Raw genomic sequence first — 14,791 nt, forward strand, 5'->3', positions numbered from 1 at the left:
CATCCGGCAAGAAGGGGTGGAGACGTTGACCAGGACGGAATTTGACCAGAGAATGGCAGCAGGGCTGGCAGATGCAAAAGCTGGACGTGGTGTGGAAATTGAGGAAGCATTTGAAAGTATCAGTGCCAGATTGAAAAAAAGTACAGGGCTGAATGAGAAAGCTCGACTTAGTATATATCATGGTATATACTTAAGGCATAAGGAGGTGGGGTATCATGATGACAGCAAAATTGTTTGAAAATGGTCGTAGTCAGGCGGTTCGACTTCCGAAGGAGTGCCGCTTCGATGGTGACGAGGTGGCGATCAATAAAGTCGGTGACGTCGTTATACTGATGCCGAAGAATCATAAGTGGGCCGGGTTCCTGAGTGGACTGGAGCTGTTCTCGGATGACTTCATGTGTGATGGCAGGGAACAGCCGGTAGTACAGGAGCGGGAAGTGATATGAAGTATATGCTGGATACAAACATCTGTATCTACACGATCAAGCACAAGCCGCCGGAGGTGATCAAGGCTTTTCTGTGTCATGAGCCGGACGATATGTGCATTTCCTCCATCACGTATGGGGAGTTGATGCATGGTGTAGAGAAGAGTCAGGCGGTAGAGCGTAACCGTGCGGCGATCACGCTGTTCTTATCGGCTATTTCGATTCTGCCCTTTGACAGTGATGCAGCAGAGAAATATGGGGCGGTTCGTGCGGATTTGGAACGAAAGGGAACGCCGATCGGTCCGATGGATATGCTGATCGCCGGCCACGCAAGATCACGCGGGCTGATTCTGGTGACGAATAATACGAGAGAGTTTTTCCGGGTGAACGAACTGGAAGTGGAAGACTGGACGAAGTAATGTGACGGGGGCAAACGTTTGACTGGATTTTCGATCCGCTTGAACGTTTGCCCCGTTTTCGCAAGCATCTTAAGAATTTCGTAATGGGGTCTGACCCCATTAAATTTTTCTAAACAGAATCTAAACAGGAGTTTATGGGGTCAGACCCCATAAACTGTCGCGGAGCGACGATGCTTCGGGCGAGTGCATTGGCGAAAACGGCTTAGGATGAGTCAGCCATGGGGCTTCACGGGCGAGGAAATCATGGTACAATAGTGGTATCAAATATCGTTCGTGATAAGGAGGTTTTAACATGAGCACATTTCGTACCAATGATGGTGTCGAGATCTATTATGAGGTGAGGGGCGAGGGTCGGCCACTGCTGATGCTGCCGGGCTGGACCTGCTCCACGAAGTTCTGGAAGAAGAACGTGGAGGAGCTCGCAAAGTCGTGTAAGGTGATTACGATGGACCTGCGGGCCCATGGCGAGTCGGAGAAGGTGCTGCATAGTCACAGGATTTCGAGATATGCGATGGACGTGAGAAATCTGCTGGAGCATCTGGATCTTCAGGACGTCACAGGACTCGGCTGGTCGATGGGAGCGTCGATCTGGTGGAGCTATATCGAGCTGTTTGGCGAGGACCGGCTGAGTGGGCTGATCTGCGTGGATCAGTCGCCGGCACAGTACGTGAGCCCGGACTGGCAGTGGGGACAGAAGAGCTGCTATGATGTGGAGACATTTATCAGGCTCTGCTGTGGTATACAGGCGGATCCGGTGGGGTCGGCAGCCGGACTCATCACCGGATGTCTGCATCATGCGCCTGACCCGGAGGATGGGGCAATGCTGGCGGCCGAGGCGAATAAGTGCCCTCCGTACGCTCGGATCGAAATCATGCGCGATCATACGAACCTCGACTGGCGTGATTTCATTCCTCATATCAAACTGCCGACGCTGGTTTGCGTCGCACGGCAGAGTCAGGTGTTCGACTGGCATGGCAGCGCCTGGGTAGGCGAGAACATCCCGGGTGCGAAGACCGTGTTCTTCGAGGATTCCGGACACATGCTGTTTTGGGATGAAGCCGACAAGTTTAACAGGCTTGTAGCAGAATTCGTAGGGACGCATTAAACAGTAGATGATGGGCGTCAGCAGCTGAAAATTAAAATGAAGTAAACAAAAGTAACGTAATGTATAGTCACGTAAAGTGATACAATGGGGGCAAACGTTTGACCGGATTTTCGATCCGCTTGAACGTTTGCCCCGTTTTCGTGCGCATCTTAAGAATTTCGTAATGGGGTCTGACCCCATTAAATTTTTCTAAACAAAATCTAAACAGAAGTTTATGGGGTCAGACCCCATAAACTGCCGCGCAGAGTTTTACTGCGCGTCGGCGTCACATCTGCTATAATCGGAGTGTATTGTAAGCCCCTGATTTTCAGGGGTTGCTACCTGACGATCGAAGGAGGTATGCGTATGAACGCGAAGAAATATAGAAGAGTATTTACGATTGTAATCGATTCGCTGGGGGTTGGGCCGATGCCGGATGCCGCGGCGTTCGGTGATGCGGGGGCAGATACCCTCGGCCACATCGCGGCGCATTTCGATGCGCTGAAGATCCCGAATCTGCAGAGGCTCGGCATGGCGAATCTGAAGAGCCTTCATGGCGTCGCGCCGGCGGAGAAGCCGCTTGCGTACTACGGACAGCTGCGCGAGGCGAGCAACGGCAAGGACACGATGACGGGGCACTGGGAGATGATGGGGCTGCACATCACGAAGCCGTTTAAGACCTTTACGGAGCACGGCTTCCCGCAGGAGCTGATCGACGAGCTCTCCCGCAGAACCGGACGTGTGATCATTGGCAACAAGGCGGCCAGCGGCACGGAGATCCTCGACGAGCTCGGTGAGGAGGAGATCGCGACGGGGCACATGATCGTCTACACCTCGGCGGATTCAGTGCTGCAGATCTGCGGCAATGAAGAGACCTTCGGGATTGACGAGCTGTACCGCTGCTGTGAGATCGCCCGCGAGATCACGATGAAGGATGAGTGGAAGGTCGGCCGTGTCATCGCCCGCCCGTATGTAGGACGGAAGAAGGGCGAGTTTAAGCGCACGAGCAACCGCCACGATTATGCGCTGAAGCCGTACGGCAGAACGGCGCTCGATACACTGAAGGATGCGGGCCTCAGCGTGATTTCCGTCGGCAAGATCTTCGACATCTTCGATGGCCAGGGCCTCACCGAGTCCAACAAGTCGAAGAGCTCGGTGCACGGCATGGAGCAGACGATCGAGATCGCGCAGCGTGATTTCGAGGGTCTCTGCTTCGTGAACCTCGTGGATTTCGACGCGCTCTGGGGCCACCGCCGCAACGTGGTCGGCTACGGTGAGGAGCTCGAGCGCTTCGATGTGAAGCTCGGCGAGCTGCTGGACACGCTCCGGGACGACGACCTTCTGATCATCACCGCGGACCACGGCAACGACCCGACCTACACAGGCACTGACCACACGAGAGAGAAGGTGCCGTTCCTCGCGTACTCGCGGTCAATGCAGACACCGGGCGCGTTGGTGGAGGCCGACACCTTCGCCGTGATCGGCGCCACCATCACGGACAACTTCGGCATCGCCATGCCGGACGGCACGATCGGCCACTCGATTCTCGATAAACTGAATTAATGAAACAGTTCAGCTAAGGGGACTACGGAGTACCGGCAACAGAAGCCATACGGAGAGGACGTGTGAAATCAAGCCGGGTCCCCTTAGTGGCACTTGGGGTTATCTCTCATTGGAACCCACTGCAACGCAGAGTTTTCATGAGGAAAACTCTGTGATTGCAGAGGGCCTAGTGCCGCTTAGGGTTCCTGGCTTAGGTTTCACCGGCATCGGAGTACTGTGCTTCAGTTGCCGGCCCTCCGAGTCCCCTGGTGGAACTTTAACGAATGAAAAGAAAGGTAAAACTAAATGAACACCACGGATGTATTAAAGATTGTAGATCACACCCTGCTCACCCAGACTGCGACCTGGGCAGACATAAAGACCATCCTCGATGATGGCATCAAGTACCATTGCGCGTCGGCGTGCATCCCGGCGGCCTACGTGAAGCAGGCTGCAGACTACGTCGATGGCAGACTCCCGATCTGCACCGTCATCGGCTTCCCGAACGGCTACAGCACGACCGCGACGAAGGTCTTCGAGGCGAAGGACGCCATCGCAAACGGGGCAGCGGAGATCGACATGGTCATCAACATTGGCTTCCTGAAAGATGGAAGATACGATGAAGTAGAGGATGAAATCCGTAAGATCCACGAGGCCTGCGATGGGCATATCCTGAAGGTCATCATCGAGACCTGCCTCCTCACAGAGGAAGAGAAGATAAAGATGTGCGAGATCGTGACGAAGGCGGGCGCGGAGTTCATCAAGACCTCCACCGGTTTTTCCACTGCGGGCGCAACCTTCGATGACGTGAAGCTCATGCATGAGCACGTCGGCCCGGGCGTGAAGGTGAAGGCCGCCGGCGGGATCAGCTCCTTCGACGACGCCGAGAAGTTCATGAGCCTCGGTGCGGACCGCCTCGGCACCAGCCGCCTCGTGAAGATCATGAAGAACAACGACAACGGCGCCGGCTACTGAAAATTTCATCTGTGATGACCATAGCCCGCACCATACTGGGGCGGGGCTCGACACCAGAGCGTGGCCTCATAAACGCACGCACTCGCGGCACCTCCCTCGGAGGCGCCGCTTTTTTCTTAAGAATTTCGTAAGGGGGTCAGACCCCATAAACTAATATAATCGATATATTATGATATAGGAGGTCTATGGCACATGAAGCAGTTAAATGAAAAGGTAGCGATCGTGACGGGTGCGGGACAGGGAATCGGAAAGGGCATCGCCCTTTGTCTCGCGAAGAGGGGCGTGAAGGTCATCGCGACGGGGCGTCGTCTGGAGCCGATCGAGCAGACTATCGCAGAAATCAAGAAACTTGGCGGAGAGGGCTTCGCGATGAGCTGTGACTCTGCGGACAGAGCGAGAGTGGATGAGGTCGTGAAGGCGGCCGTCGAGAAGTATGGAACGATCGATGTTGTCGTGAATAATGCTCAGGCGATCGTGCCGTCTTCGCCGGTCGAGGAGACGAGCTACGACAATATGCTGAAGGCATGGCAGAGTGGCGTGATCGGTTCGTTGAACTATATGCAGGCGGCGTTCCCTTATATGAAGGAGCAGCACGAGGGCCGCATCATTAACTTCGCGTCGGCGACCGGTATGTTTGGTATCGCCGGACAGCTCGCGTATGGCTCGAACAAGGAGGCGCTGCGCGGACTGACGAAGATCGCGGCCAAGGAGTGGGGGCAGTACGGCATCTGTGTAAACATTGTCCTCCCAGGCGCAGAATCGCCAGCCGCAAAGGCCTGGGCGGAGAAGTTCCCGGAGGAGTACGCGAAGCAGGTGAACCTGAACCCGATGAAGCGTTTCGGTGACCCGGAGAAGGATATCGCACCGGTCATCGCCTTCCTCGCAGGCCCGGATTCCTGCTACTTCTCGGGCCAGAGCGTCATCGTCGACGGTGCAAACTCGATCATGCCGTAAGGACAGGCGTGACCGTCGACGGCGCATCTTGGTCATGCTGTAAGGACGATATGCTGGCGCGGAGGGATGAAATCCATCCTGAAGTGGCGCGCCGTCGCCAGAAGGCTACGAAGACGATGCCCCGACGGAATATTTTCAGACCGCATGTGATTTCAAATTCGAAAAGTGAGCGCGTCGCAGAAGCGGCGCGCTTTTTACGGTGCGCCCAGGCATGGTGAGTCTTTAGAGAGCACGCGGTATAGCAGCTTCACCTGACAAAATCCCTTTATCGCGAACGCCAATAGACACAATCAAGTCTTTTACAGCTCCATGTATATATTACTTGTGCTCTGGAATCACAGCTGGAGGGGGAATATACACAAATAAACATTTCAAAAAATCGTGTATATGGAATTCAGGCTTCGGAGAGGGAGTCAGAAGTAAAGCTATACACGGAAAATCTGTTTCAGAAATCGTGTATATAAAAATCGAAATCTGCAGCTGATTTTCTATGTCCGTTGTCGATTAAATATACACGATTCCAGAATCAAAGCGGCTGTGTCTATTTTGACTGTTGATTTTTGCTTTTCGCAGAGAAATCGGTATACACAGTTTTTGAAATAAGCCCTGCGTGTACAGTATGCTTAAAATCATAGCTTCCCCGGATATATAAGGAGCGAACGGTGGACTGATCAGTCCACCGTTCTTTTTCAGCACGTCTTTCCGAAAAAAGAGCTAGGAGAAATGCCGCGGGTGATTTATGATTTGGTGAGAATAAGATCAGGACGAAAAGGAGCGAAGCGATGATTCATTTACGACCACATCATGGTGTCTGTCTTCTGAATTTCAGGGGTAAGGGCTACTCAGACGAGTTCAGTCGGAATATGGCGGCGATGCAGGCGCGGCTGATGGCAGAGCCAGAGACGGAAATCTGCATCACGCGGGGCGCAGATGATCTCTGCGCGAAGTGCCCGAATCGGCGTGGCGAGGGCTGTACCTCGACGCATCCGCCACTCTTTGATGAAAATGTGCTGTGCTTGACCGGATTTCAGTACGGGCAGCGGCTCACGTGGCGCGCGTTCACGGATGCGACTTGCCCGATCAGTCTGCATCGCCTGGACGAGGCCTGCCCGGACTGCCAGTGGCTCGCCCTCTGTAAGGAAATCGCCGCAGCGCGGATGGAGGAAGAACCAGCGCTGCCGGACCAGCGCCGACATGCGGGTGGTGGATGGCAAAGCGCTATGAAGAACAAGCGTTAGATGTGAACGAAGGAGAATGCAAATGACATACTATTTTCCGGCGATTATTAAGAAGACGGCGGCGGGCTACAACGTGCGTTACGTGGACCTGCAGGACTGCTTCGGTGAGGGTGGGACACTCGACGAGGCGCTGGATGAGGCACGCGAAGCGGGCGTGAATTACATCCTGACCGAGCTCGAGACGGACATGGATCTGCCGACGCGGACTCTGCTGATGGATGTCGAGACCGCCGACGGCGAGGAGAAAACCGACCTCGCGCTGGTCATGCCGCGCGACGAGCAGTACGATTCGTTCGGCTGACCGCGGCCAATGTTTCCGCCGGTAGCACAGGACCTTCGCGTGACGCCTGCGAAGCCGGAACAAAAAAGTCGCGTGGAATGGATGTTCCATACGGCTTTGTTTGTGATATGATATATAGATAGTGATGACACGAGAGTTCAATGGTGGAAGAGGCGAGAGCGTAGTGGCGACGGAAAGACGACGTAGCGGAAGCGTAGAGCCGATCGGTGGAGGTGAAGATGTGAAGCAGGAGGCATTGGCCGCGGGTGCGGAAGCGGCGAGGGTGCGGAAGCGGCGGCCGGGCGGTGGCAGGAAGCGGAAGCGGCCGGACTATGATGCGGGGCGAAACCTCGAGGAGCTGATGGACGCAGCAGTGGAGCTGTACGATGCGGGGCAGTCACTGCAGGCGATCGCGGACGAGCTTGCGCTGAATCCGATCAAGGTGCGGAAGCTGCTGATCACGGCGGAGGTGTACGAATCGGAGATCGCGGAGGAGGTACGGGCGACGTTTGAGGCGTACCGGGCGCGGCAGGACTACCGGGCGGCGGTGCAGGCGACGGCGGAGGAGCTTCGGCTCTCGATTCCGTCGGTGAACTCGTACCTGCCGTATGAGAAGGGCGTGTATTTTGCGGCGACGGACAGCGTCGAGAAGATCAGCGCCGGGGCGGAGCGGCAGCGGCGTTACCGCGCGATGAAGAAGTGGCGGGCAGCACCGACGGAGGAGAACCTCTGGGGCGTGGTGCAGGCCTACGCGGGCGCGCAGTTTAAGACCTGGTCAGGGCTCGGGTTCAGCTATCAGCTGCGGCGTGGACGGAATGGCGAGTTCACGCGGGAACTCTGGATCGATCGCCGCGCGCAGAGCAAAAGTCTTGCGTGGAGCTCGGTGATGCTGGCGCTCGGGAAGGTGTCGGGAACGAAGAAGTCAGCAGAGCTCGGCGGAATGTCAGATTCCGGGCAGCAGGCGATGCTGGCACTTGGGAAGATGCCGGATGGGCGGAATTCAGCAGAGCTCGGCGTGATGTCAGATTTCGGGAAACAGGAGCCGCAACCGCAGAAAACAACGGTGCCGGTCATCCAGCGCCCGAAGGACCTCGGCGACATCCGCGGTATCAGTTACATCTACGCGATGTTCTACCGCTTCGGTATCATCGACGTGCCGGAGAAGGTGAAAGCGAAGATGGGACGATGAGGGACTTTATAAAAATTTAATGGGGTCAGACCCCATTAAGAATTTCTGAAGCATCGTAAGGAAAAATTAAGGGGCTCTGCCCCCATAAACTCCCCCGAAGTGACGATCGACAGGGCGTTTGCATTGGAGAGCGGAAAGTGCTGGTGTAGTGAAAGCAGGACAGCCAAGGTGCTGTTATAGGAGGTGTAATGATGATGGAATATCCAGAAGCGGTGATTTTTGATTATAATGGGACGATGGTGAATGATGAGATCTACCATAACGAGGCTTGGAGTCTGTTTATGAAGCGGCATCTCGGGCGGGATCTCACGGAGGAGGAGTTCGATCGGTACATCCACGGGATTCATGCGGATGTGACGATCCGGCATTTCCTCGGGGAGGGGCTCAGCGAACAGGAGGTGAAGCAGCTCGTCGAGGAGAAGGAGGAGACCTACCGGGAGATCTGCGTTTCGCATGCAGATATCTATCAGCTACGGGACGGGCTGCCAGAGTTTCTGGACCGGTTGCAGGCCGCGGGCGTGAAGCTTGGGATCGCGACCTCGTCGCCGATCGAAAATGTCGAGTTTTATTTCCGACAGATCGACCTTGCGCGCTGGTTCACGCTCGAGCAGGTGACGTACAACGACCACAGCTTCCCAGGAAAGCCGGCGCCGGACATCTTCCTGCGCGCGGCGGAGAAGCTTCACGCAGACATCCATCGAAGCTATGTATTCGAGGATGCGAAGTCGGGGGTGCAGGCTGCAGTGGCGGCCGGTGCGGCGAAGGTCATCGCTGTGGCGGGGACGGCCGACCCGGAGGCACTTCGAGCGCTCGGCGCCGCGCAGGTGATCGAGACCTACAGGGAGCTGCTGTAAGCTTGATGCACCTGCGCCATCGGCACCTGCCTGCGCCAATGCTGTATCAAATTGGCAAAAATCTCATTTGGTGAATTTAATAGGGTCAGACCCCATAAACTTCTGTTCAGATTCTGTTTAGAAAAATTTAATAGGGTCAGACCCCATAAACTTCTGTTCAGATTCTGTTTAGAAAAATTTAATGGGGTCAGACCCCATAAACTAGAGGAGGAAAAACATGCGATATAAGGCGTTTGGTAAGACGGGGCTGGAGGTTTCGGAGCTGTGTCTCGGCACCTGGGGCATCGGCGGTGCGGGCTGGGATCAGAATCCGGAGGAGACGAAGATGGATGCGATCCGGGCGTCGTTTGAGCAGGGTGTGAATATCTTCGATACGGCGCCGGCGTACAACGCGGGCGCGGCGGAGCGGATCCTGGGCGAGACACTCGAGAAGATGGGTGTTCGGAAGGATGTGATCCTGTCGACGAAGTGTGGCAATGACTTCGTGAACGGGCAGTACGTGCATTGCGGTAAGCGCGACCACATCCTCGCACAGTGCGACGCGTCGCTTCGAAACCTCCGGACCGACTATATCGACCTGTACATCCTGCATTGGCCGCAGGACGATGCGACACCGGAGGAGACGCTCGGAGCAATGATGGAACTCAAAAAGGCTGGCAAGGTCCGTTTCCTCGGTCTCTCCAACCACAGTGTGGCGCAAATGGAGGAGGCCGCGAAGTATGCGGACATCGATTTCATCCAGGTGCAGTATTCCATGCTGGAGCGCGAGCGTGAGGTGGAGATGAAGTACGCAGAGGCACACGGCATGGCGACGATGGGCTATGGCGTCCTCGGCGGAGGTTTACTCACCGGACGTTACCGCGAGCTCCGGACCTATGAAACCATGGACAGCCGGAACCGCTTCTACAAGTTCTTCCGCGAGCCGGGCTGGAGCAAGGCGCAGAAGCTTCTCGGCGTGATGGATGAGATTTCAGCTGCCCGCGGCGGTGTACCGCTCTCGGAGATCGCCGTGAACTGGGCGCTTCAGAAGTCCTTCCTCACGACGGCCCTCTTCGGCACACAGCACCGCGCCCGCGCGATCGAGAACTGCCACGCCCTCGACTGGACACTCAGCGACGCCGACATCGCGACGCTTGACCAGGCGCTGGTGGAGTTCGGGATCTGAATCGAACCATTGTGCAGACAGGGCCCAGAGGGGCGCTGCATGTATTGACCGAATCCATCTTTACGCGCAGCCACCTGTTTCGAGGCCGCCTGCATTGGCCAAAGCCAAACGAAAATATGTCGATTCTGTGAAGTCTGCGCCGAAAAAGTGGCGAAAACAGCCCCTGAAAAAAATACAAATTTGGTGAATCTTCAAGCCGAAAAAGGACTACCATAATGGCGTTACAGATAGTTGTCTGTGCACCGTATCACCACGGCCCTTACATCCTGTAAGAGCAGAAATCTTTCGCGGGAAATTTGCCGGGGATGTTACGATGTTTCTGCCGCGCCCACTGTGGACGTGGATAACATTTTCAGTGGCAGAGGCCACAGGAGGTAGTTATGGAGACATTAGAGGCGAAGACAAGAGATCTGAGCGTCAAGGGAAAGAAGCTTAGAAGAGAAGGCTATGCGACCGGTTCGATCAGTGGTAAGGCAATGAAGGAGTCCCTCGCGATCATCATGACGCAGAAGGATCTCGGCATGTTCTTCCAGGATCATCATGTCGGCTCCGAGGCAGAGCTTTCGGTCGATGGTACGAAGTATTCCGTTCTGATCAAGAGCGTGGATTTCGATGCTATGAAGCATCAGTATATTGATGTTACATTCCAGCAGCTGCTGAACGATGAGAAGATCCACTCGAAGGCAGTCATCGAGTTTATCAATGCAGAGAAGGCGCAGGGCTTCCTGACGAAGACCTGTGAGGAGGTCGAGTTCGTCGGCTATCCGAAGGACCTCGTCGATCATATCGTGATCGATCTCGCGAAGTATCCGGTCGGCACGAGACTGACCGTCGGTGATCTCGACATCGCGAAGGAAGGCAAGCTTGAGATCAAGACACCGCTTACCGATACTGTGCTTCATGTCACAGCACATCAGCATGGCAAGGCAGCTGAGGTCGATGAGCCAGAGGCACCGGCAGAGAAGGCGCTGGTAACACCGGCGACGAAGGAAGCCGCTGCACTCGCTGCGAAGGAAAATAAATAATTCCGTTAAGGATGCGGAGCCGGAGGGAGACCTCCGGCTCTTTTTTTGATCATTTCCGGCGTGTGTTTTGACATGTGATTTGTAGTTTTATAGTACGGAATCTGCTAGAATATCCCCTGTGGACGCAGGCCGCCCACGCGAAATTTCTCATCTTAAGAATTTCGTAAGGGGGTCAGACCCCATAAACTTTAACTTTAGATTTTGTTTAGAAAAATTTAATGGGGTCAGACCCCATAAACTGCCAGGCAGGTGATGTATGGAACTTAAGAATCAGAACACAACACAAAAAGACTTCAAAAACTGGTCGGAACTCCGGATTTTTCTCTCGTATTTCCGACCGCACCGGAAGCTGTTTTACCTCGACATGGTGAGTGCGCTGGCGATCGCGGTGATCGATCTCGCCTTTCCAGCGGTGTCGCGCTGGTGCATGTACACGCTGCTGCCGGCGAACGCCTGGCGCACCTTCTGGACGGTGATGGCCGTCGTGACCGCCGCCTACGTGCTGCGTTCCGTGTTTTACTACGTGATCACGTACTGGGGCCACAACTTCGGCGCGCGCGTCGAGGCCGACATCCGCCGCGACCTGTTCCGGCACATCCAGGAGCTGAACTACAGCTTCTTCGACCATAACCGCGTCGGCCAGCTCATGAGCCGCCTCACGACGGACCTCTTCGACGTGACAGAGATGGCGCACCACGCCCCGGAGGACATCTTCATCAGCTCGGTGACGATCCTCGGCGCGCTCGTCATCATGTTCACCATCCAGTGGCGGCTCGCACTCGTGCTGACGCTCATGCTGCCGATCTTCCTGTCGGTGGTGCTGCGCTGCCGTTTCCACATGCGCGACGCCTCGCGCAAGGTGAAGTCAACGGTTTCCCTGATCAACACCGAGTTCGAGTCGGGTCTGTCCGGCATCCGGACGGCGAAGGCCTTCGCGAACGAGGGGGAGGAGCTCGAGAAGTTTGAGAAGGCCAATGCAGGCTACCGGAGCGCGAAGTTCGGGTTCCACCGCGCGATGGCGGAATTTCATTCGACGATGGAGTTCTGCCTCTGCATGATGTCCGTGGTGGTCATCGCGGTCGGTGGCGCCCTCATCATGAACGACCAGCTCACCGTCATTGACCTGATCGCGTTCAGCATGTATGTGTCGGCCTTCGTGAATCCGATCCGGAAGCTCGCGAATACCACGGAGGTGATCGCGAACGGCACGGCGGGGCTGCATCGCTTCGTGGAGCTGATGCGGACCGAGCCGGAGCTCCAGGACAGCCCGGGCGCGCTTGCGCTGGAGGACGTGCAGGGTGAGATCCGCGTCGATCACGTGTCCTTCGCGTACCAGAAGGGGCAGGGCATCCTGCACGACGTGTCGCTCGACATCCGGCCGGGTGAGACCGTGGCCTTCGTCGGTTCCTCCGGCGGCGGCAAGACGACGCTCAGCCAGCTGATTCCGCGTTTCTACGATGTCACGGACGGCGCGATCTACCTCGACGGGCACGATGTCCGCATGGTGACGCAGGAGTCCCTGCACCAGAACATCGGCGTCGTTTCGCAGGATGTGTTCCTGTTCGCCGGCAGCATTGCCGACAATATCCGCTACGGTCGTCTCGATGCGACGATGGAAGAGGTGATGCTTGCGGCTGCGAAGGCAGAGATTGCGGACGACATCGCAGCGATGCCGGAGGGCTATCAAACCAATGTCGGCGAGCGGGGTGTCCTGCTCTCCGGTGGTCAGAAGCAGCGGATCTCCATCGCGCGGATCTTCCTGAAGAACCCGCCGGTCCTGATCCTCGACGAGGCGACCTCCGCGCTCGACAGTGTGACCGAGGCCCGCATCCAGGCGACCTTCGAGAAGCTCTCGCAGGGCCGCACCACGATCGTCATCGCGCACCGCCTCGCGACCGTGAAGAACGCGGACCGCATCGCCGTCATCGACGACGGCCGCATCATCGAGCTCGGCAGCCACGACGAGCTCATGGCCCGGAACGGCGCCTACGCCGCCCTGGTGCGCACCCAGGAACTCAAGTCTTAAGAATTTCGTAAGGGGGTCTGACCCCATTAAATTTTTATAAACTAAATCTAAACAAAAGTTTATGGGGTCAGACCCCATTAAGTTTAAAGAGGAGAGAAAGATGCAATTATTTGATGGACGGCCGGCGACGGCGGAGGGGCGTGAGCCGAAGGAGATGCGTGTGTATGATCTGCTCGATTCGCTGGGGATCTCGTACCAGCGGACAGATCATGCGCCGGCGACGACGATGGAGGTGTGCGAGGTGATCGACGCGGCGCTCGGCTGCCTGATCTGCAAGAATCTGTTTCTCTGCAACCGCCAGCAGACGGAGTTTTACCTGCTGATGATGCCGGGCGACAAGGTCTTCAAGACGAAGGAGCTGTCGCACCAGATCGGCTCCGCGCGCCTGAGCTTCGCGAAGGAGGAGCAGATGATGGAGTTCCTCGAGATCCACCCGGGCGCAGTGAGCATCATGGGCCTCATGAACGACACGGAGAATCACGTGCAGCTGCTGGTTGACGAGGACGTCCTGAAGGGCGAGTATGTCGGCTGCCACCCGTGCGTGAACACCTCGTCGCTGAAGCTCCGAACCGCGGACATCTTCGGGAAGTACCTCGAGGCCGTGCACCACGATTACCGCGTGGTGAAGCTGGTCGGCGAGGCGTGACCGCGATGCCCGCACGGGGTCAGACCCCTGTCCGCATAGATTTTTTACATGGAGGTAAGATATGAAGGTTTTAATGCTGAATGGAAGTCCGAAGGCAGATGGGAATACGAATCGTGCGCTCACGGAGATCGGTGAGCAGCTGAAGAAGGAGAGCATCGATTATGAGATCTTCCAGATCGGCGGGCAGGCGATCCGGGACTGCATCGGCTGTGGCCAGTGCACGGAGAAGGGCTGTGTGTTTGATGATGACGTGACGAATGCTTTCATCGCGAAGGCAAAGGAAGCGGATGGCTTCATCTTCGGCACACCGGTGTACTATGCGCACCCGAGCGGCCGCATCCAGTCGCTGCTCGACCGCGCATTCTATGCCGGCGGCACAGCCTTCGCGTTCAAGCCGGGCGCAGCAGTCGCTGTAGCGAGACGTGCCGGCACGACTGCCTCCGTCGATGTGCTCGAGAAGTACTTCGGCATCAACAACATGCCGACGGTGCCATCCACCTACTGGAATGTCGCGCATGGCCGTGTGCCGGGTGAAGCCGGACAGGACCTCGAGGGTATGCAGACTATGCGGAACCTCGCCCGCAATATGGCGTGGATGCTGAAGTGCATCGAGGCGGGACGGAAGGCGGGCATCGACCACCCGGAGGTGGAGAAGAGTGCACGCACGAACTTTATCCGCTGAAAAAACCACTTGCATATAGTATAGACTTATGGTAGTGTTACCACATTGTTTCACCCGTTGAAGTGTTAGGAATCGCAAGAAACCGAACATGGAGGGCGCTTTGGAGAATTCCATTCAGTTGGATGCCGAAGGTGTAAGGTGCGCATGCGCCGAATCTCTCAGGCAAAAGAACGAAGCTGCAAGTGAAATCATCGTGTGTACAATGTCGTACACGTATTTGTATTTGCGTAGAAGTTCTTGAGCCTGCCGGAAACGGAAGGCTCTTTTTTTTCGCGAGAAACGAGCCA

16 protein-coding genes and 1 riboswitch are annotated in these 14,791 nt (G+C 56.2%); all 16 genes read left to right on the forward strand.

The genetic code is table 11. The features are described from left to right. Positions 1 to 25 precede the first annotated feature (25 nt). The 16 genes from ACTNC3_RS08510 (at position 26) to ACTNC3_RS08585 (ending at position 14,504) form a co-directional block, all read left to right on the forward strand. Positions 26 to 238 (forward strand): hypothetical protein, encoded by a 213-nt coding sequence (locus ACTNC3_RS08510; RefSeq protein ID WP_441227136.1) that lies wholly within the window; start codon positions 26 to 28, stop codon positions 236 to 238. Then, the gene (vapB, locus tag ACTNC3_RS08515) at positions 216 to 446 is read left to right on the forward strand and encodes a type II toxin-antitoxin system antitoxin VapB (protein ID WP_410044193.1); all 231 of its coding nucleotides are present in this window, start codon (positions 216 to 218) and stop codon (positions 444 to 446) included. The genes ACTNC3_RS08510 and vapB overlap by 23 nt, the downstream gene beginning before the upstream one ends. Next, entirely contained in the window at positions 443 to 844 is a 402-nt protein-coding gene (vapC, locus tag ACTNC3_RS08520; protein WP_441227137.1) for a type II toxin-antitoxin system tRNA(fMet)-specific endonuclease VapC, read from the forward strand. Before vapB ends, vapC begins: the two co-directional genes overlap by 4 nt. Before the next feature lie 292 nt (positions 845 to 1,136). Then, on the forward strand, positions 1,137 to 1,949 hold the full coding sequence (locus ACTNC3_RS08525; RefSeq protein ID WP_441227138.1) for an alpha/beta fold hydrolase: 813 nt from the start codon (positions 1,137 to 1,139) through the stop codon (positions 1,947 to 1,949). A gap of 345 nt (positions 1,950 to 2,294) precedes the next feature. Next, complete coding sequence (locus ACTNC3_RS08530; protein WP_441227139.1) at positions 2,295 to 3,491, forward strand: phosphopentomutase; 1,197 nt, start codon at positions 2,295 to 2,297, stop codon at positions 3,489 to 3,491. Positions 3,492 to 3,776: 285 nt separating this feature from the next. Next, positions 3,777 to 4,445, forward strand: coding sequence for a deoxyribose-phosphate aldolase (deoC, locus tag ACTNC3_RS08535; RefSeq protein WP_441227140.1), 669 nt, complete (start codon positions 3,777 to 3,779; stop codon positions 4,443 to 4,445). A 192-nt stretch (positions 4,446 to 4,637) separates the two neighbouring features. Further along, positions 4,638 to 5,399, forward strand: a complete 762-nt coding sequence (locus tag ACTNC3_RS08540; RefSeq protein WP_441227141.1) for an SDR family NAD(P)-dependent oxidoreductase — start codon at positions 4,638 to 4,640, stop codon at positions 5,397 to 5,399. A gap of 782 nt (positions 5,400 to 6,181) precedes the next feature. Then, positions 6,182 to 6,637, forward strand: a complete 456-nt coding sequence (locus tag ACTNC3_RS08545; protein WP_410043821.1) for a DUF1284 domain-containing protein — start codon at positions 6,182 to 6,184, stop codon at positions 6,635 to 6,637. A gap of 22 nt (positions 6,638 to 6,659) precedes the next feature. After that, a complete protein-coding gene (locus ACTNC3_RS08550) occupies positions 6,660 to 6,938 on the forward strand; it encodes a type II toxin-antitoxin system HicB family antitoxin (protein WP_441227142.1) in 279 nt (92 codons plus the stop codon). 163 nt (positions 6,939 to 7,101) lie between these two features. After that, a complete protein-coding gene (locus ACTNC3_RS08555; protein ID WP_410043823.1) occupies positions 7,102 to 8,106 on the forward strand; it encodes a hypothetical protein in 1,005 nt (334 codons plus the stop codon). 188 nt (positions 8,107 to 8,294) lie between these two features. Next, the gene (locus tag ACTNC3_RS08560) at positions 8,295 to 8,960 is read left to right on the forward strand and encodes an HAD family hydrolase (protein WP_441227143.1); all 666 of its coding nucleotides are present in this window, start codon (positions 8,295 to 8,297) and stop codon (positions 8,958 to 8,960) included. Between the two features lie 217 nt (positions 8,961 to 9,177). Next, entirely contained in the window at positions 9,178 to 10,125 is a 948-nt protein-coding gene (locus ACTNC3_RS08565) for an aldo/keto reductase (protein WP_441227144.1), read from the forward strand. Positions 10,126 to 10,505: 380 nt separating this feature from the next. Beyond that, entirely contained in the window at positions 10,506 to 11,150 is a 645-nt protein-coding gene (locus ACTNC3_RS08570; RefSeq protein WP_410043826.1) for a hypothetical protein, read from the forward strand. A 256-nt stretch (positions 11,151 to 11,406) separates the two neighbouring features. Next, on the forward strand, positions 11,407 to 13,176 hold the full coding sequence (locus ACTNC3_RS08575; protein ID WP_441227145.1) for an ABC transporter ATP-binding protein: 1,770 nt from the start codon (positions 11,407 to 11,409) through the stop codon (positions 13,174 to 13,176). A 100-nt stretch (positions 13,177 to 13,276) separates the two neighbouring features. Then, positions 13,277 to 13,822 (forward strand): prolyl-tRNA synthetase associated domain-containing protein, encoded by a 546-nt coding sequence (locus tag ACTNC3_RS08580; protein WP_441227146.1) that lies wholly within the window; start codon positions 13,277 to 13,279, stop codon positions 13,820 to 13,822. A 61-nt stretch (positions 13,823 to 13,883) separates the two neighbouring features. After that, positions 13,884 to 14,504, forward strand: coding sequence for a flavodoxin family protein (locus tag ACTNC3_RS08585; protein ID WP_441227147.1), 621 nt, complete (start codon positions 13,884 to 13,886; stop codon positions 14,502 to 14,504). Between the two features lie 90 nt (positions 14,505 to 14,594). Beyond that, positions 14,595 to 14,688, forward strand: a riboswitch (glycine riboswitch). Positions 14,689 to 14,791: the final 103 nt, after the last annotated feature.

Source organism: Oribacterium sp. HCP3S3_B9 (assembly GCF_052064255.1).
Lineage (GTDB): Bacteria > Bacillota > Clostridia > Lachnospirales > Lachnospiraceae > Oribacterium.